The following is a 21,813-nucleotide window of genomic DNA, read 5'->3' as shown; positions in this document are numbered from 1 at the left end:
GACGCCTTCGAGTGAAGGTTACGATATTAAGCTTTAGATGGCACTCTTCAAATCGGCTTTTCGTGGAGGACCCTGAAGATCGAAGGCTAATGCCCGATTCTCCGGGAACGTTTCCTGAGTTCGGGCAATGTCGGCAAGAGCCGGCAGGCTGGCCTCGTTACCCAAGTGCTGAATGGCATAAGCCGATGCCGCGCGGGCAAGGGTGAAGTGTTCGCGCCATGGCAGTCCGGGCCGCGCAATAGCGGAATAGACATAAGCGCCGTGGAAGATGTCGCCCGCGCCATTCGTATCGACCACCGCTTCCGGCGGCACCGCGAGCGCGGGCAGGACGGCCTCCGCGCCGGTCTCGTCATACCAGAGAAGGCCGCGCTCACCCATGGTCACGCCGCCGATCCTGCAGCCTCGGCTCTTGAGATAAGCGAGCATTTCCACCGGGGTCAGGTTCATCTGCTCGCACAGACGTTCGGCGACGATGGCGACGTCGATGAATTCGAGAAGCTCATGCGTGTTGGAGCGCAGGCCGCCACCATCGAGAGAGGTGAGGATCCCCGTCTCGCGGCAGATGCGGGCATAATGCATCGCGGCATCCGCCTGGTGGCCGTCGAGATGTAGCGCCCTGCATCCCGTCAGGTTGAGGGGCGGAACAGGATGAAGGTAATGATCGTCACGGCAGCGCACGATGGCGCGCTTGCCGCCGCGCGGCATGATGAAGGAAAGCGAGGATTCCTTCACCTTCCGGTGATGGACCGGAATGGCGTATTTCGCGGCCATATCAATGAACATGCGCCCGAGATAATCGTCCGCGATCGACGTCAGCAGATCCGGCGCAATGCCGAGCTTGGCGCAGGCGAAGGCTGCCGTGACCGCATTGCCGCCAAACGAGATGGCATAGTCCCGCGCCACGGTCTTGTCGTCGCCGGTCGGAATCTCGTCCGCCAGGAAAGTTACATCGATATAGGTCTGGCCGACAAAAAGAGCTTGCATCGTAAACGATCATCAATGAGGTGGCGGAGTGTTAGGTTTGCCCGAGAGAGTGTGATTGTGCAACCTCTCCCGGGCAAGCTTAAGGCGACGAGAGCCTTGTCATGATCAGCAGCGCCTCCTCGATGGGTTCGGAGGAAATGTACAAGGGGCCATCGAAGGGCCTTTCGCGAACGGCGATCAGCCCAATGTAATGACGACGGCGGTGGAAAAGATCGAAAGGGCAGCCAGTTGCGCCCGCGGGCGCTCCAGATGCACGATCCCGATGGCGACCTGGGTGATGAGCGCAAGAAAGAGAACGGCTGCCCATTTCGTGCGATCGGTCTGGTCACCGCTCAAGGCGAGGCGGTCGTCGCGGGCGCTGCGAAGCTTGAGAACCGCGTCGAGAAGGGCAGTCTGAGCGGCCTGTCCGGCATTGGAGGAGATCTGGGGATTCGAGATCCTGCCAAGCAGCGACAACAACGCCTGGCCGGCCTTGGCGGAGCTCTCCTGATCTCTCATGCGCGGCCATTCGTCCTGAACCAGTGTTTCCGCATAGAGGCGCACGGCAGCCCGGATATCCTCCATATCGGTCACCGTCGCGATGCTGATGGCCTGGATGGCCTGCAACGCTTCACGCTCCGCGAGCACGGCGCGAAGGGCCTGCCTGTTGCGCTCCCAGACCTCGTTGGCGAGAAAACCTGTCAGGAAGGGCGAACAGCACCGCGACCGCGCCGAAGAAGGGTGCAACCACGCCGCTGAAGCTTGAGGAATGCGCCCGGGTGCACTCGCTGAAACTGAGCCAGAAGATGGTGTAGGCTGAAAGGGCGAAAGCCACGATCAGGGAAGAGAAGATCCCCCAAACCGGCATATCGAGCCATTGATCGAAAATCACGCGAAAGTCTCCCAGGGCGCCCAACAAGACGAACCTATGCGATTTCAGAACGGCCTGACCAGTTGAGCCTCGGGAAAGACTTCCTGCTCCAGCAGGGACGACGGGCGGGTTCTATCTCAATCGACAGTCGCTGCAAGCCGCGCCGCCGTCATGGCGGCATCCACGTCGTTGCTGATCACCTCGACGGAGGTCGGAAGTTCATGCCGAAAAGCCTCGGCGATGATCGGATGCAACCGCGACCCTCCTCCGACCAGGGCGACAGGGCGAGAGCCGACCCGTTTGATGAGGCTGTTGGCAAGCCGGGACAGTTCCTGTCCCGCATTGCGCAGGATGCTCAAGGAAATCTCATCGCCTTGCTGCGCGGCTTCACCAACGGCGCGGGCGAGCTGGCCGATCCTGCCCCGATCGCCGCCATAGACGAAGGTCCGCACGATATCCCACTCCGTGCCGCCGAGGGCTTTCGCAAGCGAGGCGCCGAGAGGGCTTGTCCAGCCTTCGCCGGGACTCTCCTCCTCCTTGCGTAGCACGGCCTTCAACGCTTCCCGCGCGATCCAGAAGCCGGAGCCGCCGTCATCGATCAGGTTGCCTCGCCCGCCGACCCGGATCACTTCCTTGGTCTGCGACAGATAATAGCCGATGGAACCCGTGCCGCTATAGACGAGGATACCCTCGCCGAGCGCGAAATAGGACAGGTAGGCGATCCACATGTCCTCCGCGACGAAGATCTTGGCTCCGGGCAGCTTGAAAGCCTCGGAGAAGATGTTGCGCATGGTCGCCTCGGCCGGTGTATCCCGCGTCAGGCCGGTGATGCCGGCGACGATGCTGGCGGGAGCGCCGGTCTGCGTCACGGCCTGCGCCATCTCGGCGACGATCCGCTTCGCGCGCTCCTCGGCCGCGGCCGAGAAAAGATGGCCCGTCAGGGGCTCGACGGAGCCTTGTGCAACACATCGGCCGGCGGACTCGACGAGCCGCCACCGTGTTGCCGTTCCCCCTGCGTCGATGCCAAGCCCCAGCGCCATGACATTTCGCTTTCCTCGTTGTCAGTCGCGCCGGTTTACCGGCGTCGGACTGCGCTCAACATTTGATGTGGGGAAGTCTGACAGGGCTTCGCGCAGATTGCCATCGCTGCGTGTCAGGGCCGCTTCAGCATCGGAAGAATCGATGCCGAGCGCGATCAGGGATGCAAGCTTCATGTCGCCATCGGCCTGCCGGAGCGCGGCGATGGCGCTGGCGTCGTCGCAGCCGGTGATCTGGGACACCATGATCTCGCTGCGGCGACGCAATTTCGCGTTCGTGGCGCGCATATGGACCATGAGACCGCGATAGACGCGGCCGAGGCGAACCATGATAAGGGTGGAAAGCAGATTGAGGATGACCTTCTGCGCCGTGCCCGCCTTCATGCGGGTCGAGCCGGCGATGACCTCCTCGCCCGTATCGGCAAGGATAGGGTGCGAGCAGACATCGAGGATCGGCGCGCCCGCATTGTTGGAGATGCCGATCGTCTGCGCACCGCGCGCCTTCGCTTCTTCGAGGGCGGCGATGGTGAAGGGAGTGCGGCCGCTGGCGGCAACGCCGATGACGACGTCGTTAGGGCCGATGCCTGAATCCCGGATGCCCGCGATGCCCTGCTCGACGGAATCCTCCGCATTCTCGACGGCCTTCAGGAGCGCGCCTTCGCCGCCCGCGATCAGGTAGACGAGCTTGTCGTCGGGCCAGTTGAAAGTCGGCGGCAATTCGGTGCCGTCCTGCACGCCGATTCGGCCCGATGTGCCTGCGCCCACATAGACGAGGCGCCCGCCGCGGCGCAGCCTGGCGACCGCTTCCTCCGCAGCCGCGGCAATGGCCGGGAGCGAAGACCGCACCGCCGCGACGGCGGTGAGCTGTCCCTCATAGAAAGCGGAGAGAATATCGAGGTTCGGCCAGGCATCGAGTTCCTGGAAACGGGTGCTGAAGTTTTCGGTCGCCATCACATGTTCTTTCTTGCAGACCAATATAGGTCCAGTTCAATTCGTCAGCAATCGGCCTTGCGGCGCTTCAGGTCGTCATTCCCCGGCTTTCGCCTGCGGCTTCCGTAGTGCATCGAACAGAGCGATCACCCGCTCCCCGGTGGCGCGCCGCAGGGGCAGGATGCCGCTGTCGGTATGGCGGGAGGGGTGGACCCGGTTGGTCAGAAGCGACCAGCCGATCCCGCGATCGAAATCGAGCCAGAGGCCGGTGCCGGTAAAGCCCGTATGTCCGATGGCTGAAGGAGAACAGGCATCGCCGCCATGCCAGCCGGCATAGGCACCCTCCCAACCGACCGTGCGCTTGTCGGATTCCCGGGTGCGGAGGGCTTTGATGGATTTGGCCGACAGAGCCGACCCGTCGAGAATCGACCGGGCGAAATCCAGCACTCCGTCGATGGTGCCGAACAGGCCCGCATGGCCCGAGGCTCCGCCAAAAGCGAAGGCGTTCTCGTCATGCACCTCGCCACGGATCACACGCCCGCGCCAAGTGCATCGCTCGGTTGCCGCGCATTGGCGCGGATCGGGCCTGAAGGTCAGCCGAGGCGGGAGCGGCTGGTCGATCAGCGCCTGCCCGGTGATGCGCTCGATGGCGATGCCGAGCAGCATGAAGTTGATGTCGGAATAGACCGGCGGACCACTCTGCCATACGCGCTGGAGAATGAAGGCACGCAGCGTCTGGGGATCCTGGCCGTAGGTATAGAGCGGTTCGACGGCGGGCAGATGGGTCTGATGGGCGAGGCATTGCCGGAAGGTGAGGCGCCGCTCGACAGCGTTCATGTCATATTGGCGCAGGTCCGGAATGACCTTCACCAGAGGATCGTCGAGACCGAACCGGCCCTCATCGACCAGTTGCAGAACGCGCGTCGTGGTGAAGATGACCTTGGTCAGGGATGCCAGATCGAACCACGTGTCGCGGGAAAAGTTCTCCCGTTCCGGCTCGATCTGCGCCGCGCCGTCCCAGCGAACGGCGCGCTCGCCATCCGCCGTCACGATGCCGAGCACCGCGCCGGGAATAGCGTTGCTGCGAAGGGAGGCGGCTGCCGGCTCAAATGCCTGCTCGATCAGATTTGTCAGGGTCATGGTTCCGTGAAAGTCAGGCTGCGCGGTGCAATTCATCGCCTCGCATCGGATGGGGAACGCCGATGGTTGTCGGAAGGCTGAGCGGCAGGTGCCGCACCGACCGAACGGCGAGATGGCCGAAGGCCCGCGCATCGAGGAAGTCGCCGTTCCAGCCTACGGCTCCGAGCGAGGCACTTTGGGCGCGAGTCGGCTTGGAAATCAACTGCTGGAGGTACCGGTCCAGATCATCGGGACAGGAAAAGGTCTGCCCCGGCCCGGGACGGACCAGGGTATCCATCGATGTTCCGCTGATGATGCCAATCGCTTTCATTGGCGAATGTTGCAACATTGGGAATCTCCGGCGATTTTCTTGGTGCGCGGGGACCATAGCATACGCCGCGAGGCGGTCTAGAGTGGTATGATATTGGACCATGACAGGCCCGCAAGGATCGCCTATAAATTTCGCTGCGGCTTGCAAGGGAGATAAGACGCATGATCAGGTCGGTACTGCGCGGCGCCATAGGCGCAGGTTTTGTCGTGGCGGCGATGGCCTCCGCCTCGGCTCAGGTTCTGGAAATCGGGGCGGATAATAGTCCGACCGGTCTCGACCCTCATCTCATCACCGCTTTTCCGAGTTTCATGGTGGTGAACGGCAATATCTACGAGGGTCTGACCTCCGTGGACAAGGACCTGAAGGTCGTCCCCGGCCTCGCGGAGTCTTGGACCGTTTCGCCTGACGGCAAGACCTATACGTTCAAGCTGCGCTCCGGGGTGAAATTCCACGACGGCTCGGACATGAATGCCGAGGACGTGGCCTCCACGATCCGGCGTGTGCAGAGCAAGGAAATCGCCTCGCCGCTCGCAAGCCGCCTCTCTTCTGTCGAGGGCGCCAAGGCGGTCGACCCGCTGACCGTCGAGCTGACGCTGAAGGAGCCCTCCGCTCCGCTTCTCGCCTCTCTCGCCACCATCGCCATCGTTCCGAGCGAGGTCGAGACCAACAAGGATGCCTTGCAGAAGGTCCCGGTCGGCACTGGCCCGTTCAAGTTCAAGGAATGGCAGCCGAACGGTTTCATCCTGCTGGCGAAGAACGATGCCTATTGGCAGCAGGGCCTGCCGAAGCTCTCTGGCCTGAAGTTCAACATTGTACCTGAATCGGCGACTCGTCAGGTCGGACTGGCCAATGGCCAGTATTCGCTCCTGCCGAATATCGATGCGGCGACGGCCCTTCAGCTCAAGGGCAAGCCGAACGTGAAACTCTCCGAGACGCTCGAGCTCGCCTATATGCTCGTCGGCATGAACGTGTCGAAGCCGCCCTTCGACAATCCGAAGGTGCGCGAGGCGCTGAACTACGCCATCAACCGACAGGAGATCGTCGATGCCGCGCTCTTCGGCGCGGGCGTGCCCGGCGGGCCGCTGTCGCCTGCGCTGAAATCATGGGCGCTCGATGTGAAGGAGTTCTCCTGCTACAAGCCCGATCCGGCCAAGGCGCAGGCGCTGCTCAAGGAAGCCGGCGTCGCCACGCCCGTATCCGTCACGATGAACGTTCTGCCGCGCCAGGACGTCAAGGACGTCGCGCAGGTCGTGCAGGAGCAGCTCAACAAGGCCGGCTTCAAGGTGGAGCTGAAGAACCAGGAGCAGGGTCAGTTCATCCAGGATTGGCGCAACAGCAACTTCGATCTCTTCGCCTCGATCAATGCCGGTAGCCCCGATCCGGACGAATATTTCTACCGCACGTTCCGCACCGGAGGCTCGACCAACGTGTTCAAGTACTCCGATCAGGAAATCGATCAACTCCTCGACAAGGCGCGGACATTGCAGGATCAGTCAGCGCGCAAGATCGCCTACGACCAGGTGCAGAAAAAGCTCGCCTGCTCGGGCCCGGTGGCGCATCTGACCTACGGCACGCTCTTCTCGGCCATGCGCGACAAGCTGCAGGGCTATGAGGTCATGCCGAATCGCTCGCTCTCGACCTTGAGGGGCGCGAGCTTCTGATCCCGATCCTCTCCGGCGTCGTTAGCGCATCGTGCGGAAAAGCGGACCCGGTTTTCCGCCCCGGACGATGCGCTCTCGCTAAGGAAAAAGCATCGGGTGGTCCCAAAACTGGAATCCACTTTTGGGACCACCCGATGCTTTAGCCTGCGGCGCCGGGGCTTTTGCAAGAAAATCCTGTTTTCAAGATGAACCGCGTTCTGCTCTCGCGCCTGATTGATCTGGTCGTCGTTCTCTTCGGCGTCTCCATCATCGTGTTTCTGATGATCCGCCTCATCCCCGGCGATGCGGTCGCGATCATGCTCGGGGCCAATACGGAAATCACGCCCGAGCGCATGGCGGAGCTCAACAGCCGCGTCGGCCTCGACCGGCCGATCGTCGAGCAATATCTGATCTGGGCAGGAGCCGCGCTTCGTGGGGATTTCGGAACCTCGCTCTGGACGGGACGGCCCGTCTCGACCGAGATCATGACGCATCTCTGGCCGACCTTGGAACTGACGCTGCTTTCACTCATCGTCGGTGCGGTTCTCGCGGTCCCCGTCGGCTGCCTGATGGCGCAGACCCACGGCGGCGGCGCGGATGTCGCCATGCGCATCGGCGCCATTGCCGGCCTGACGATTCCGTCCTTCTGGCTCGGCATCGTGCTCATCCTTCTTCTTTCCTCACTCGCGCCCGGTTTCTCGTCTCTTGGTTACGTGCCGTTTTTGGAGGACCCTCTAGGGAATCTTCAGCGGATGATGCTCCCGGCCTTCGCGCTGGCGTTGCCGATCCTCGCCAACCTGTCGCGCCTCGTGCGCTCGGCGATGCTCGATGCGCTCGGTCAGGATTACATCCGCACCGCCCGCGCCAAGGGCCTGAGCGAGCGGCGCGTGGTCTACAAGCATGCCCTGCGTAATGCGCTGATTCCGTTCCTCACCAGCGTCGGTATCATGACGGGCTATCTTCTCGGCGGCGCCATCGTGGTCGAGCAGGTCTTCGCCATTCCGGGTCTCGGACGCCTCATTCTCGGGGCGATTGCCGAGCGCAATTATCCGCTCATCCAGGCCACCATCCTCGTGGTGACCGCAGGATTCGTTCTCGTGAATTTCCTCGTCGATTTTCTCTACATGGTCGTCGATCCGCGTGTGAGGGCCTGAGCCGTGTCGCGTCTGGCCAAGAACAAGCTCCTGACCTTCGCCCTGATTCTCGTGGCGGTTCAGGTCATCCTCGCTGTCGGAGCGCCCTGGTTCGCGCCCTATGATCCCATGGCGCAGAGCGTTGCGCGGCGGCTCAAGGGGCCCACAGTCCTCAACTGGCTCGGAACGGACCAGTTGGGCCGCGATGTGCTGGCGCGCATTCTCTACGGCTATCGCACCTCGCTCATCGCCTGCCTGCTCGCCGTCGGCGTCGCTCTGCTGGCGGGCGGTACGCTCGGGCTGATCTCCGCTTATTATCGCGGCTGGCTCGACCGGATCATCATGCGCATGATGGACGTGCTGTTCGCGTTCCCGGTCATGCTGCTTGCCATCGGCATCATCGCCGTTCTCGGGCCGCACACTTACAGCGCGGCGGCGGCCATCGCCATCGTCTATACGCCGATCTTCGCGCGGCTCCTGCGCGGGCCGGCCCTGGTTCTGTGCGAAAGCGAATATGTGGCGGGCGCGAAGGCCATCGGCGCGTCGGATGCGCGCATCATCTTCCTGCACATTCTGCCGAATCTGGCGTCGGTCATCCTCGTCCAGACGAGCCTTCTGCTCTCCGCTGCGATCCTCGTCGAAGCCTCGCTATCCTTCCTCGGCCTCGGCACGCAGCCGCCGACGCCATCCCTCGGGCTGATGCTGTCGGAAGGACGCAATTTCCTCCTGCTCTCGCCCTGGAGCGCCATCTTCGCAGGATTCGCGATCCTGTTCCTGTCTTTCGGGTTCAACCTGCTCGGCGATGCGTTGCGCGACACCCTCGATCCGCGCCTGCGGGGGCAGCCGTGATGGTGCGAAGGGCGGGCGCTGAGGATATCCCGGCGCTGGCAGCCATTGCCGAGGCATCCTATAGGGCAGCTTTCAAGGACATCCTCGAAGAGAATGTTCTCGCGAGCCGCGATGCAGCCTTCTTCGCGGAGCGTTTCAAGACATCCTGGGAGCGAATGCTGATTGCTCTCTCCAATGGGAAGCCCATCGGTTTCTTGCTCATGACCGACGGGCATATCGACATGCTGTTCATGGACCCCGCCGCCAGCGGGCGGGGAGGCGGCGCGTTGCTGCTGCGCCAGGCGGAGGAGCAACGCGCCAGAAGTCTCGAATGTTTCCGCGACAACCACGGCGCGCGCCGGTTCTACGAGCGGCACGGCTGGCGCATCGAGCGGGAATATGAGCGCGACTTCGCGGGGAAAGTCCGCAACTTCGTCTTCTACGTCAAAGGCGGCGCGTAGCTCTCAGAGCGCTATAACGCATCCGGTGCGAACAGCTTCATCGGCGGCAAGAACGATCCGCAAGGATCTGACCGCATCGTTCATGTGATCCGAAAGATCGAGATCTTCATCGATCGCGCGGAGCAGGAAACGCTGCTCGCGCTCGCACAGGGCGTCATGATCCGGCTCGTCCGCCGTGTCGATACGCTCGTCGGCTTTCGCGAGCGTTCCATCGGGCTTCAGCGCAGCATGATGGAGCAGGATCTGGTTTGTCTTCGTATGGGCGTTGATGTCGGCCGATTTGATGTCGCCCGAGGTCTCGGCCATGACGATGCTGACGCTGCCTTTCGGGCCGATGACGTCCTTCACGAAATAGGCCGTCTCGCTCATCATCGGCCCCCAGCCCGCTTCGTACCAGCCGACTGACCCGTCGTCGAAAGTCACATGCAGGTGGCCATAATTGTACATGCCCTCCGGCATGTCGTCCGTCAGGCGCGTGCCGATGGCGTGAACCTGCACAGGCTTCGCGCGCGTGACCTGGCACATGACGTCTACATAATGCACGCCGCAATCGACGATCGGCGAGAGGGATTGCAGCAGCCGCTTGTGAGCCTCCCAAGCCGCCCCGCTCGATTGCTGATTGAGGTTCATCCGAAAGACATGAGGCGTACCGAGGGTTCTGGCGATCTCGATGAATCTGATCCAGGACGGATGATGCCGCAGGATATAACCGACGACGAGCTTGCGCCCGGTCCTGATAGCGGTCTCGATCACGCGCTCCGCATCGACAACCGTATCGGCAAGCGGCTTCTCCACGAAGACGTGGGCGCCCGCTTCCATCGCTTGGATGGCGTAGGCCGCATGGGTGTCCGACCACGTGTTGATCGAAACCACGTCCGGTGCAAGGGCCGTGAGCGCCTCTTCGAACTGCGTGAAGCGTCGGGCCTTCTGCAAGGAGGCGGGAATCGCGACGTCGTCGATGTTGCGCGTGCAGAGGCCTGTGACCTCGAAGCCCTCGATCCGGTCATAGGCGAGGGCGTGGGACATTCCCATATTGCCGAGCCCAACAACGAGAACCCTCTTCGCGCCCATCGAGACACCTATGCCATCGTTCTATTCGCCATCGATCCAAGTTTGCCGCACGTTGAGGCCGTCGTCGAGAAGCACGAGGCTTGCGCGATAGCCGGGGGCGATACGCCCGAGTTCATGGTCGAGCCTCAGGAAGGACGCGGGCGCCAGGGAGGCCATGCGCAGCACATCGGGCAGGGACAGGCCTAGGCGTTGCACGCTGTTGCGGACGGCACTCGCCATGTCGAGATCGGAACCGGCAAGCGTGCCGTCGGCCGTCGTCAGCTTCCCGTCCCGGCGATAGATCGTGCGGCCGTGAAGGTCGAAGCTTTCGAGATTCGTGCCGGTGACGGACATGGCGTCGGTCACGAGCATCATCCGCTCGGTACCTTTCGCCGCGATGGCGACGCGCAAGGAGGCATCGTCCACATGATGGCCGTCGACGATCAGGCCGCACCATGTGCCGTTGCTGTCGAGGGCCGCGCCGACCGGGCCGGGATCGCGTCCCACCAGCGGCGGCATGGCGTTGAAGAGATGGGTGAACCCCCGCAGGCCGTGGCGGCAGGCTTCCATGATCGTGGCATAATCGCCCGCCGTGTGGCCCGCGCAGATCAGCACGCCTACCGCGGCAAGGCGCGTAATGGCGTCCAGGCCGTTCTTTTCAGGCGCAAGGGTCACAAGCGTTCGCCCCTCGGTCAGGGACGTCAGGATGGCGATATCCTCATCCTCCATCGGGCGCATATAGGCGGGGTTGTGCACCCCCTTGCGCTCGGGATTGATGAAGGGCCCCTCCACATGAATGCCGAGGACGCCGGGAACGCGGGCGGCGAGCGCTTGGCGCATCGCGTCCATCGCTCCCGCCATCCGCTCGCGCGTATCGGTGATGAAGGTCGGCAGCAAACCGACTGTGCCAAAGGCCCGGTGCGCCGCCGCGATGGTCCTGAGACCTTCCAGGCTTCGCACGTCGTTGAAGAGAACGCCGCCGCCGCCATTGACCTGCACGTCGATGAAACCGGGCGCGAGCAGCCCCTCGATCCCACGGCGCTCGATTCCGGGGGAGAGATCCTTCTCATGCGGCACGCCGACGATGCGGCCGTTTTCGATCACGACCGCGCGGCCTTCCAGAATGTGGTTGCCGTCGAAGATGCGGGCTCCAGTGAGCGCGAAAGCCATCACACCGTCTCCGTCACTTTGCGCAGGCGCGGAGGATTGTCGGGGTCGCGGCCGCGCGCCTGGGCGATGGCGTTCACGAGCGGATAGAAGCTCTGGATCAGCGTGATCGGTGCAATGAAGGGATGAATGCCCTCGACCGATGGCAGCATGACCTTCGCGGGCCCTTCCGCGGCGCCGGCGACGATGACGGGAACGTTCTGGTCGTTCAGCTTCGTCACGAGATCGTTGACGCCGCTCAAGGTTTCGTCGTGCTGGCTCAGAATCAAGATCGGGAAATGATCGCCTGCGAGTGTCCAAGGACCGTGCATCAGCTCGGCCGAGCTCATGGCCTCCGCGTGAATACCCGATGTCTCCTTCAGCTTGAGCGCTGCTTCCTGCGCCATCGCAAAGCCGACGCCTCGCCCGACGACGAAGAGGTCGTCCGCCTGCGTTAGCAGCGGAAGCGCTGTGGACCAGTCCAGCGCGGCTGCTTTGTCCAGCGCTTCCGGCAGTTGGTCGAGCGCTGTCAGCAGATTGCGATCCTGCGACCAATGCGCGACGAGCTGCAGGGAGGCCGCGAGCGCAGCGATGAATGATTTCGTCGCCGCGACGCTCTTTTCCGGTCCCGCATGCAGCGGCAGCACGACCTCGCAGGTCGAAGCCAGAGGGGAGGTCGTGTCGTTGACGAGAGCGACGGTCAGCGCGCCGTCGTCCCGCCCCGCCTGGGCGAGGTGGAGGATGTCCGGGCTGCGGCCCGATTGCGAGACGGCGAGAAACAGCGCATCGCGCATGCGCGGCCGCGCGGCATAGACCGATGTCACGGAAGGGCCGACGGAGGCCGTCACCAGGCCCGAATGGATCTCGAGCAGATACTTGGCGAAGGTTGCCGCATTGTCCGAGCTGCCGCGCGCGCAGGTCACCGCGAAGGGCGGTGGCGCGGCACGCAGGCGCGCGCCGAGGTCGCGGCACAAGGCGGCGTTGCTCTCAAGAAGGCGTGCCACAACCTGCGGTGCCTCGCAGGCCTCGCGCAACATGGCTGTGACGGTGGGTTCGGAACGGTTTTGCTCAGGCATCATGATGGGTCCGGTCTGGCTGGCTGATGGTTAGCTCTGCCACGAAGTCATAGGCATCGCCCCGGTAATAGGACGAGGTGAATTCGACCGCCTCGCCCGTTCCGGTGAACGAGCGGCGTTCGATGTAAAGCGCGGGGCTTCGGGGAGGCACCTGGAGCAGGGAGGCCTGCTCGTCGGACAACAGCACCGCGTGAAGCCGTTGCAGGGCCCGGCTCGGCATCACGCCTTGCTCGTGCAGCACCGCATAGAGGGATTGCTTGACGAGGGACGGGTCGGGCAGAAACCGGCTTGGAATGACGGCATGTTCGATGGCCATGGGAATGCCGTTGGCGAGGCGCAAGCGATTGACGCGGCTCACCTGGTCGCCGGGCGAAAGGCCGAGCGCCATCAGCTCGTTGGGCGAAGCCTGCCCGACCGACTGGCTCAGGAGAAGCGCGGAAGAGGGCAGGCCGCGGGCCGACATGTCGTCGGTGAAGCTTGACAGGCGCGACAGGGGCTGCTCGAGCCGCATCTGTGGCGCGATGAAAGTGCCGGATCCCCAGCGCTGGACGAGCACACCTTTCTTGACGAGACCCGTAATCGCCTTGCGCACCGTGACGCGGGAGACGCCGAGTTGCTTCGCCAGGTCCCGCTCGCCGGGAAGCGCATCATCCGCCTTGATCGCGCCCTTTCGGACCGCTTCTTCGATGGATTGCTGCAGCTGAAGATAAAGCGGGGTGGGATTACTCTCGTCGAGAGGAATCAGCTCCAGCGCATCGGAGGCTTGGTCAGTCATCGGGGCCTCCGCGGTGAGGCTTCCCGCCCCAGAAGAATAGCGCCGTCCAAGGCGTCCGCTTTGGGCTGCGTAACAGCCTGTTGCAACGGCGGCGGCAGCCATGGCCGTAAGGGTTCGCTAAGCCCGCCGAACAGACATATGGCTGGTGCGCCGAGATCGAGTAGGCGGGTGGCGATCTGCGCCATGCCTGCTGCCGCATCCTGAATCAGCCTGATACCGAGAGGATCGCGCTGAAGCGCATGCTGGAGAACAAGCGGCGCATAGCGTGCATAATCGCTGGGACGGGCCTTGCCGACCCAATCCACAAGAGCCTCGGGATTGTTGCCGAACTCGGACAAAATCGCATCGGAGAGCGGGCTTGAGGCCATGCGCCCATCATAAGCCCAGATGGCGCGGCGCAGGGCTTCGCGTCCGATCGCAGCCCCGCTGCCTTCATCGGAAATTTCATAGCCCCAGCCGCCGACATAGTAGCGTCGCCCACCGACGCCGCCATAACCGCACGAGCCGGTCCCGACGATCAGGATGGCCCCGTCGCCGCCGCCGAAGGCGCCGAGCCACGCGGTGTGGGCATCCGTATCGATGGAAAAGGATGCGAAGGGATGAGGCCGGGACATCAGGCGCTCGACAGCGCTGGTCTGCCCCGCGCCGGCTGCGCCCATTCCTGCGTGAATGCGTTTGAAATCGGCCTCCTGAAGACCGGCTTGGGCAATGGCTTCGCGACAGGCGGTCAGGATCGAGTTCCAGACCAGATCGGGATCGAGCCGGATATTCGATGGGCCGCCCGTTCCTTCGCCGAGAAAATTCCCCTCGGCATCGCGCAGACGCGCCCGACACTTCGTGCCGCCGCCATCAATGCCAAGGAACAGGGACTCATTCATCGTCAATGGATCGCAGGTGGCACAAAAGGAACATCTGATCTCAGGGGGCTACCATGCCACTTAATGTCCAGTTCGTGAAGGGCGCAATTTCGGGCGGCCTTTCTCTCCTGGCGATCATATCAGCAGACACGATCATAGGATGAAGACGGCGGAACGATGGAAATAGGACAATGGTGCTATATAACAAGGCGATAAGAAGCTTGGCGGCTCCCGGCGCAAGCGATACCACTATAAGGTCACTTGTTCGTCACCGCGTCAAATGGGACAGTCGAAGCCGCCTTTGCGGGAAAACGAAAGAATGCGGTCAAAGCCGCACAGGAAGAAACGAGGGGTCTAATGAAGGGTATGGCCAGGCGCCCTAAAAGCCTGACGGAGGAAACACGACGATGAGACCTCTTCACACCAAAGCCCTCCTGCGCTGCGCGGAACAGTTTCTAGCCACGGCTTCGGTGGTCGCAGCCACCATGGCGTTCGCCAGCGCCGCCTCGGCTCAGACCCTGACCATCGAAAGCTGGCGCAATGACGACGCGGATGTCTGGAACAACCAGATCATTCCGGCTTTCAACAAGAAATATCCGAATATCAAGGTCCAGTTCAAAGCCGATCCCCCGACCGAATACAACGCTGCTCTCAATGCGCGTCTTGCTGGCGGCACCGCAGGCGATCTCATCACCTGCAGACCCTTCGATGCCTCTCTCGATCTGTTCAAGAAGGGGAATCTGCTCCCCGTCGACGACGTGAAGGGGATCGAGAATTTCTCAGACGTCGCCAAGAGCGCCTGGTCAACGGATGACGGCAAGACGGCCTTCTGCATGCCGATGGCATCGGTGATTCACGGCTTCATCTACAACAAGGCAATTTTCGACGAGCTGAAGCTGACACCGCCGAAGACGGTAGCGGAGTTCCATGCGGTTCTCGACAAGATCAAGGCAGATGGCAAATACACACCCATCGCCATGGGAACCGCCGATCAGTGGGAAGCCGCTACCATGGGCTTCCAGAATATCGGCGTGAATTATTGGAAGGGCGAGGAGGGCCGCAAGGCCCTCATCGAGGGCAAGCAGAAGTTCACCGATCCGGCCTATGTGCAGACCTTCACCGAGCTTGCGAGCTGGGCTCCCTATCTTGGCAAGGGCTACCAGTCCCAGAAATATCCGGATACGCAGAACCTGTTCACGCTCGGCCGCGCCGCCATCTATCCTGCGGGATCTTGGGACGTTCCAATTTTCCGCAAGCAGGCCGATTTCGAATTCGACGCCTTCGCGCCGCCGGTACCCGAAGGTACGGGCAAGTGCTATATCAGCGACCACACGGATATCGCGCTCGGCATCAACGCCAAGTCGAAGAACGTGGAAGCGGCCAAGACCTTTCTGAGTTGGATCGCGTCGTCCGAGTTTGCGGATATCTACGCGAACGCCCTGCCGGGCTTCTTCCCGCTTTCCAAGGACAAGGTCACAGTGAAGGATCCTGTCGCGGCGAAATTCGTCGGCTGGCGCGGGACCTGCGAGAGCTCGATCCGCAACTCTTACCAGATCCTGTCACGCGGCACGCCAAACCTCGAGAACGAACTCTGGAACGTGAGCGCTCAGGTTCTCAATGGGACCATGAAGCCCGAGGAGGCCGCGAAGAAGGCCGAGGATGGGCTCGCGAGCTGGTACGAGCCCCACAAGAAGTAGTCGCTCAGCGAACAAGACGGGTCGCCCGAAACCGGTGGCCCGTCAACTTTACTCTCCGAGCGAGATTTCGATGTCGACGAGTTCCTTGATTTCGGACGCGCCTCTGGAAAGTGCCCCCGCGCGCTCGCGCTTTCCCATGCATATAGCTGTGTTTCTCGCGCCTGCGCTGGTAATTTATACGTTTTTCTCCATCTATCCGCTGATCGACACGATCCGTCTCAGCTTCTATGCGGGTGACGAGACCGGTGTGTCCCAATTCAACGGACTCGGAAATTTCCATACCCTTCTGACCGATCCGGTCTGGTCGAGCCAGTTCTGGAATGCGCTTCGCAACAATCTGATCTTCTTCGGTATTCACATGGTGGTGCAGAACGGTATCGGATTGGGGCTTGCCATGCTGCTCAGCCTCCCCCGCCTGACGGGCGGCAGCATCTATCGTACGCTCCTGTTCCTGCCAACCATGTTGTCGGTCGTCATCATCGGCTTCATCTGGCAATTGATGCTCAATCCGCTCTGGGGCATTGCCGAAAAGGTTCTGAGCACCGTGGGACTAGGAAGTTTCTTTGGTCCATGGCTCGGGCAAGAATCCACGGCACTGCTCACCATCTCCCTCATTTCCGTCTGGCAGTTCGTCGGCATTCCGATGATGCTGATTTATGCGGCGCTCCTGAACATTCCGGAGGATCTTCTCGATGCTGCGACAGTGGATGGGGCAGGGCCGTTCAGCGTGTTCTGGTTCGTGCGTCTGCCCTTGATCCTGCCGACGCTCGGCGTCGTCTCCATTCTGACCTTCGTGGCGAACTTCAACGCCTTCGACCTGATTTACGCCGTCAAAGGCGCACTCGCGGGACCGAACTTCTCGACGGATATTCTGGGCACGTTCTTCTACCGCACCTTCTTCGGCTACCAGCTTCAGATGGGAAGCCCCACCATGGGGGCCACGGTGGCGACGGCGATGCTGATCATCATCCTGACAGGTGTCCTGATCTATCTCTTCGGCGTGCAGCGACGGCTGCAACGGCATACTTTCTGAGGGCGCCATGAGATTGAATGTCAGGCCGGGCCGCATTGCCGTTCACATCGCGCTGCTTCTCTATACGGCCCTCGCCATCGGGCCGGTGGTGCTGATCCTGATCAACGCATTCAAGACGCGCCGTGCGATCTTCTCCGATCCGCTCGGCTTCCCGGATGCACGCACGTTTACGACCATCGGCTTCGATCAGGTCTTCGCCAAGTCCGATTTCGGGCTCTATTTCCTGAACAGCCTCACAGTGACGGTGGTCTCTCTCGGCCTGATCATTCTCATCGGCGCCATGGCAGCATGGGCGCTCTCGGAATATCGTTTTCGCGGAAACACGATCATTACCCTCTACATGGCCATCGGCATCATGGTGCCGATCCGGCTAGGCAGCGTCAGCATCCTGCGGATGATGGTGGATCTGCATTTGGTCAATACGTTGACCGCGCTGATCCTCGTCTATGTCGCACAAGGACTTCCCCTCGCGATCCTGATTCTTGGCGAGTTCATCCAACAGATCCCGAAGGACCTGCGCGATGCAGCGCGGTGCGATGGCGTGAGCGAGTATCGGATCTTCGGCAGCATCATCCTGCCCCTCATTACCCCGGCCATCGCCACGGTTGCCGTCTTCACCATGGTACCGATCTGGAACGATCTCTGGTTTCCGCTGATCCTTGCTCCCGGTGACGGCAAGCAGACGGTCACGCTCGGCGTGCAGCAATTCATCGGCCAGTACGTGACCGATTGGAATGCCGTTCTCGCCTCTCTGACCCTGGCGATTGCGCCGATTCTCGTTCTCTATCTTCTCTTCTCGCGCTACCTCGTCCGCGGCCTGACCGCTGGTGCTGTCAAGTAGCATGCTATTCCTTTCCCGGAGTTGGATCGATGGCTGAGGTTTCCCTTCATCGTGTCGCAAAATCCTACGGCTCGATAGAGATCCTGCGCGATATCGATCTGACCGTCGGTGACGGGGAGTTCGTCGTCTTTGTCGGTCCTTCGGGCTGCGGCAAGTCCACGCTTTTGCGCACAATTGCGGGCCTCGAGGATGTGAGCGCCGGCGAGCTTCGTATCGGCGGGCGGCGCGTGAACGAATTGCCGCCGGCCGACCGGAAGATCGCCATGGTATTCCAATCCTATGCGCTCTATCCGCATATGTCGGTCTACAAGAACATGGCGTTCGGCCTCAAATTCGCGAAGACGGACAAAGCGGAGGTCGATCGCCGCGTGCGGCAGGCCGCGGAGATCCTGAAACTGTCCGCACTCCTCCATCGCAAGCCCCGGGAACTGTCAGGCGGTCAGCGACAGCGGGTCGCTATAGGCCGCGCCATCGTGCGCAATCCGAGCGTCTTCCTGTTCGATGAGCCGCTTTCGAACCTGGATGCCGCCCTGCGCGTCAACACACGGCTCGAGATCGCAAAGCTGCATCGGGACCTCGGTGCGACCATGATCTACGTGACCCACGATCAGGTTGAGGCAATGACCTTGGCTTCCAAGATCGTCGTTCTCAATCATGGTCGGATCGAGCAGATCGGCGCGCCGCTTGAGCTTTACCGCAATCCCTGCAACCTCTTCGTCGCGGGTTTCATAGGCTCGCCTCGGATGAACTTCATCAAGGGGCAGGTCCGCGTCGTGGATGGTGACCGTATCGCCATCGGATTCGCGGGAGCCGAGGCCGTGGTGGAAATTGCGCATGACGGGCTTGAGGCGGGTGATGAGGTGACGGTTGGAATCCGGCCGGAACATATGACGGATCAGGGACCCGATACGATTCCTCTCGATGGCCGGATCGATGCCGTGGAGCGGTTGGGTGAAGCAAGCTATATCTATATGAAACTGGCGAGCGGGGACGATGTGATCGTCCGCGCGACGGGTGATGTGGAGGCGTTTCCCGGCGAGCCTTTCACCGCTCACCTTTCCCGTCAGGCCTTGCATGCTTTCGATGCGACCGGCCGATCGGTTCGGGGGCATATGCGCGCGTCATGACAGGCCAGGCGAACTCTCTTGCCTCCTGTCGGATTAACTGCTTCGGACCCAGTTGATCACCGGCCTCTCACGCCACATGCAGCGTTCCAGACGGAGGCCGATGAGACGCTGCATGCGGGCGAGGGACTGCTCGTCCTCGGCCTCAACCACCAGTACAAGGTAGCGTTCGGAAGCCTGCATGGTGCAATGCCCAAAGCCGAATTCGGCATGACCTTCGGTCCCAGAGCAGCTTATCGGAATTTCGTGCGCAAAGTGCTTGCAGAGCTGGGCAAGATAGCGATCGGGCACCTCTGTGCCGACAGTGGCCTCTGATCTCAGGGCTGCCATGCCTCTTTTTTCCTACGAAATTTTCAGCTCTAAAGCGATCGGTCCATTGAAATGGCGACTCACCCAAGAGAATGCTCCATCTCGGCGGTCAATTTCAATGGTCATTTTTGAGTAGGTCTTGCAATGAAATAACTATTGCCTCTGTTGTATCGATTGATCGGGCGTGAGGGGCAGACCGCTGCAGATTACTTTTTGATTTCACGCTGTCTTCTGGCTGAGGAATTGAGGAACATCGCAAGCTGCCATGGGAATCGCGTAGAAGTTGCCTTGCACCTGATTGCAGCCCTTTGCGCGCAGGAATCGAACCTGCTCGGCCGTTTCCACGCCTTCCGCGATTACATCCATTCCTAGGCTCATCCCCAGTTCGATAACGGCGAGAACGATTGCTGCATTGTCTGGATCTGTTTCCAGATCCTTCACGAAGCTCCGGTCGATCTTGATGTCGTCGACGGGAAATTGCTTGAGATGAATCAGCGAGGCATACCCGGTGCCGAAATCGTCGAGGGCAATCCTGATTCCGCTGTCGTGGAATTGCTTCAGGGCGGCCGCCACATGCGAGGCGCTGCGGCCTAGGAATACCGTTTCCGTGATTTCCACTTCCAGACGCTCGTTCGGAACACCGGCAGCATGGAGGACGTCGAGGAAGCGTTTGGCGAGACCGATCCAGTTGAACTGGGCTGTCGAAAGGTTGACGGCGATCCGGCCGCAATCGATTCCCTGATCGAGCCAGGATCTGACATCTGCCGCAACTTGGCGGATCATGCTTCCGCCGATCGCAATGGAAAGTTCCGGGTCTTCGAAGGCGCTGGCAAAGGCAGCAGGCGTGAGAAGCCCTTGCTCAGGGTGATGCCAGCGCGCCAGAGCCTCGAAGCCAATGACCCGTTCGGTCGCAAGGTCGATCTTTGGTTGGTAGAATGGAACGATCTGCCCACGCCGCAGAGCTTCGTTGATGCTACGTGCGACGCTTGCCTTATGCTCGATATGCAGACGCATGTCCGGCGAATAGACGACGGCGCGATTTCGCCCCTGTGCTTTTGCGGCATAGAGGGCGAGATCCGCATCCTTCATCAGCTCGGCCGGTCTGCTGTCATGGTCGGGATAACTTGCGATCCCGATACTGGCCTGAGCGGAGAGAATATCGTCTTTATAGGAAATGGGCTGCTTGAGACTGGCCAGAATCCGCTCGGCGAGCGCCTCCGCGTCGTCCAGGAGCAAAGGCTCGCCTACGATAAGGACGAATTCGTCGCCGCCCAGTCTCGCCACCGTGTCGCAGTCTCGCACAATGGCGCGCAAGCGCTCTGCGGCTTTCCTGAGAAGAGCGTCTCCGGCGTCATGACCGAGGGTATCGTTGACGCTCTTGAAATTGTCGAGATCGATGAGGATGAGGCTGATGCTGGTTCCGTTTCGCTCGGCCTGGACAAGGGCCTGTTCGAGGCGGCTTTGAAAGAGGGCGCGGTTGGGGAGATCCGTCAGCGTATCGTGGCTCGCCGCGCGCCAGGAGCGCTCCTCTGCGGCCTTGCGTTCCGTGATGTCGACGACTGCCGACATGATGTGGGGAATACCTCCGATCTCAAGCGTCGTGCCGGCGAGAAGAACGGTGCGAACCGAACCGTCCGCCAAACGCACTATGGTCTCGAAATCATCGGCATGACCGTCTTTCCTGAGGGCCGCGAGGAAAGCCTCGCGATCGGTCGGAGTGACATAGATCTCGTTGATCGACTGGATGCCGAGCGTCTCCCAGGATGCTCCGAAATAGCGGGTCGCGGCATCATTCGTATCGACGATCGCACCATCCATTCGCACGACGACGAGAGGGATCGGCACGGTTTTGAACATCGTCTCGAACATGGCCCTGCTTTCGACGAGCTCCTCCTTGGCGCGCCGTTCCGCTTGCGTTGACGCCCATTCGGTTCGCTGAAGCCTGTTCGACCGTGCTACGACAAGAAGAAGGGCGAAATTCAGCGTGACCACGGCCAACACGAGTCCAATCGTGGTGGAGCCCAATATCTCCGGATACATATAGCCGGCCAGCATCATCACGCTGCAGGCGGCACCCGAGATCATCGACCAGCGGAATTCGGTGGGGACGGCCAGATAGTAGATCGATGGAAGCAGCAGCACGATGAAGAGCGCGAGATCGCTGTGTGAGCTGACGAGAAGAGCCACGGCCGCGCCGTTGATCCATTCCCAGGTTACCATCGACTTCTGGGCCTGGCAGAAGCCCGTGGCGCGGCTGATCGTCCAGAGGCACAGCAGCGCGATCAGCACCACGATCATGCGGGCAGCTATCGCGATATAGAAGTGAGGCGTGCCGTAGAAGCGCCAATCGCTGATGAAGAATAGCGTGTTGAGGATTGCCGACAGGAGAAGGAGCAGGCGAAGATGCCGGAGGGTTTCGGGGAGACGTTCCGCCTGAAAAGCAGCCTCCCGCTCCGGAGCACGAAACTCGCCACCGAAAGAGGTCAGGGATTGGGAGGGCGTCTCTAGCATCGATGTCACGTGAAGGTCGGGGATCCAGTTAACGTCCGCTTTTCGCCGGGATGCAAGGCCACTTTCAGGGGGAATCGGGTT

21 protein-coding genes are annotated in these 21,813 nt (G+C 61.5%); 8 read left to right on the top strand and 13 right to left on the bottom strand.

The features are described 5' to 3' along the window. Positions 1–33: 33 nt before the first annotated feature. From AB4Y97_RS09370 to AB4Y97_RS09345, 6 genes are all read right to left on the bottom strand, one after another. On the bottom strand, positions 34–984 hold the full coding sequence (locus AB4Y97_RS09370; protein WP_441998767.1) for a sugar kinase: 951 nt from the start codon (positions 982–984) through the stop codon (positions 34–36). A gap of 177 nt (positions 985–1,161) precedes the next feature. Further along, positions 1,162–1,710, bottom strand: a complete 549-nt coding sequence (locus AB4Y97_RS09365; RefSeq protein ID WP_441998766.1) for a bestrophin-like domain — start codon at positions 1,708–1,710, stop codon at positions 1,162–1,164. A gap of 261 nt (positions 1,711–1,971) precedes the next feature. Next, complete coding sequence (locus AB4Y97_RS09360; RefSeq protein ID WP_441998765.1) at positions 1,972–2,874, bottom strand: N-acetylglucosamine kinase; 903 nt, start codon at positions 2,872–2,874, stop codon at positions 1,972–1,974. Between the two features lie 21 nt (positions 2,875–2,895). Further along, entirely contained in the window at positions 2,896–3,822 is a 927-nt protein-coding gene (locus AB4Y97_RS09355) for an N-acetylmuramic acid 6-phosphate etherase (RefSeq protein WP_441998764.1), read from the bottom strand. A 75-nt stretch (positions 3,823–3,897) separates the two neighbouring features. After that, positions 3,898–4,941, bottom strand: coding sequence for a serine hydrolase domain-containing protein (locus AB4Y97_RS09350; RefSeq protein WP_441998763.1), 1,044 nt, complete (start codon positions 4,939–4,941; stop codon positions 3,898–3,900). 13 nt (positions 4,942–4,954) lie between these two features. Further along, positions 4,955–5,218: a hypothetical protein gene (locus tag AB4Y97_RS09345; protein WP_441998762.1), complete on the bottom strand. Its 264-nt coding sequence runs from the start codon at positions 5,216–5,218 to the stop codon at positions 4,955–4,957. Positions 5,219–5,412: 194 nt separating this feature from the next. On the opposite strand from AB4Y97_RS09345, the gene AB4Y97_RS09340 reads away from it, so the two are divergent. From AB4Y97_RS09340 to AB4Y97_RS09325, 4 genes are all read left to right on the top strand, one after another. Next, positions 5,413–6,912, top strand: coding sequence for an ABC transporter substrate-binding protein (locus AB4Y97_RS09340; RefSeq protein WP_441998761.1), 1,500 nt, complete (start codon positions 5,413–5,415; stop codon positions 6,910–6,912). Between the two features lie 185 nt (positions 6,913–7,097). Next, on the top strand, positions 7,098–8,045 hold the full coding sequence (locus AB4Y97_RS09335; RefSeq protein WP_441998760.1) for an ABC transporter permease: 948 nt from the start codon (positions 7,098–7,100) through the stop codon (positions 8,043–8,045). A gap of 3 nt (positions 8,046–8,048) precedes the next feature. Then, on the top strand, positions 8,049–8,873 hold the full coding sequence (locus AB4Y97_RS09330) for an ABC transporter permease (RefSeq protein WP_441998759.1): 825 nt from the start codon (positions 8,049–8,051) through the stop codon (positions 8,871–8,873). Then, positions 8,873–9,313, top strand: coding sequence for a GNAT family N-acetyltransferase (locus tag AB4Y97_RS09325; RefSeq protein ID WP_441998758.1), 441 nt, complete (start codon positions 8,873–8,875; stop codon positions 9,311–9,313). Before AB4Y97_RS09330 ends, AB4Y97_RS09325 begins: the two co-directional genes overlap by 1 nt. Before the next feature lie 3 nt (positions 9,314–9,316). On the opposite strand, the gene AB4Y97_RS09320 is transcribed toward AB4Y97_RS09325, so the two are convergent. From AB4Y97_RS09320 to AB4Y97_RS09300, 5 genes are read right to left on the bottom strand one after another with little or no spacing between them, the layout of a single operon-like run. Further along, on the bottom strand, positions 9,317–10,384 hold the full coding sequence (locus AB4Y97_RS09320; protein ID WP_441998757.1) for a Gfo/Idh/MocA family protein: 1,068 nt from the start codon (positions 10,382–10,384) through the stop codon (positions 9,317–9,319). Positions 10,385–10,405: 21 nt separating this feature from the next. Beyond that, positions 10,406–11,533: an N-acetylglucosamine-6-phosphate deacetylase gene (gene nagA, locus AB4Y97_RS09315; RefSeq protein WP_441998756.1), complete on the bottom strand. Its 1,128-nt coding sequence runs from the start codon at positions 11,531–11,533 to the stop codon at positions 10,406–10,408. After that, on the bottom strand, positions 11,533–12,588 hold the full coding sequence (locus AB4Y97_RS09310; RefSeq protein WP_441998755.1) for an SIS domain-containing protein: 1,056 nt from the start codon (positions 12,586–12,588) through the stop codon (positions 11,533–11,535). Before AB4Y97_RS09310 ends, nagA begins: the two co-directional genes overlap by 1 nt. Next, positions 12,578–13,360 carry a GntR family transcriptional regulator gene (locus tag AB4Y97_RS09305; RefSeq protein ID WP_441998754.1) on the bottom strand — a complete coding sequence of 261 codons (783 nt, stop codon included), beginning with the start codon at positions 13,358–13,360 and terminating at the stop codon, positions 12,578–12,580. Before AB4Y97_RS09305 ends, AB4Y97_RS09310 begins: the two co-directional genes overlap by 11 nt. After that, positions 13,357–14,238: a BadF/BadG/BcrA/BcrD ATPase family protein gene (locus AB4Y97_RS09300; protein ID WP_441998753.1), complete on the bottom strand. Its 882-nt coding sequence runs from the start codon at positions 14,236–14,238 to the stop codon at positions 13,357–13,359. Before AB4Y97_RS09300 ends, AB4Y97_RS09305 begins: the two co-directional genes overlap by 4 nt. A 386-nt stretch (positions 14,239–14,624) precedes the next feature. Between AB4Y97_RS09300 and AB4Y97_RS09295 the strand changes: the two genes are divergently transcribed. The 4 genes from AB4Y97_RS09295 (at position 14,625) to AB4Y97_RS09280 (ending at position 18,915) form a co-directional block, all read left to right on the top strand. Beyond that, the gene (locus AB4Y97_RS09295; protein WP_441998752.1) at positions 14,625–15,914 is read left to right on the top strand and encodes an ABC transporter substrate-binding protein; all 1,290 of its coding nucleotides are present in this window, start codon (positions 14,625–14,627) and stop codon (positions 15,912–15,914) included. Between the two features lie 136 nt (positions 15,915–16,050). Next, on the top strand, positions 16,051–16,947 hold the full coding sequence (locus AB4Y97_RS09290; RefSeq protein WP_441998887.1) for a carbohydrate ABC transporter permease: 897 nt from the start codon (positions 16,051–16,053) through the stop codon (positions 16,945–16,947). Positions 16,948–16,954: 7 nt separating this feature from the next. Then, on the top strand, positions 16,955–17,788 hold the full coding sequence (locus tag AB4Y97_RS09285; RefSeq protein ID WP_441998751.1) for a carbohydrate ABC transporter permease: 834 nt from the start codon (positions 16,955–16,957) through the stop codon (positions 17,786–17,788). A gap of 29 nt (positions 17,789–17,817) precedes the next feature. After that, the gene (locus tag AB4Y97_RS09280) at positions 17,818–18,915 is read left to right on the top strand and encodes an ABC transporter ATP-binding protein (protein WP_441998750.1); all 1,098 of its coding nucleotides are present in this window, start codon (positions 17,818–17,820) and stop codon (positions 18,913–18,915) included. Between the two features lie 33 nt (positions 18,916–18,948). Here the strand turns inward: AB4Y97_RS09280 and AB4Y97_RS09275 are convergent, their stop codons facing one another. Then, a complete protein-coding gene (locus AB4Y97_RS09275) occupies positions 18,949–19,242 on the bottom strand; it encodes a DUF2218 domain-containing protein (protein ID WP_441998749.1) in 294 nt (97 codons plus the stop codon). 198 nt (positions 19,243–19,440) lie between these two features. Continuing rightward, positions 19,441–21,732, bottom strand: coding sequence for a putative bifunctional diguanylate cyclase/phosphodiesterase (locus AB4Y97_RS09270; protein ID WP_441998748.1), 2,292 nt, complete (start codon positions 21,730–21,732; stop codon positions 19,441–19,443). Between the last annotated feature and the right edge of the window lie 81 nt (positions 21,733–21,813).

It is taken from the genome of Microvirga sp. 2TAF3 (assembly GCF_052114965.1).
GTDB lineage: Bacteria > Pseudomonadota > Alphaproteobacteria > Rhizobiales > Beijerinckiaceae > Microvirga.
Note: the sequence above shows the minus strand (reverse complement) of the source record. Positions and strands in the feature narration are given on the sequence as shown.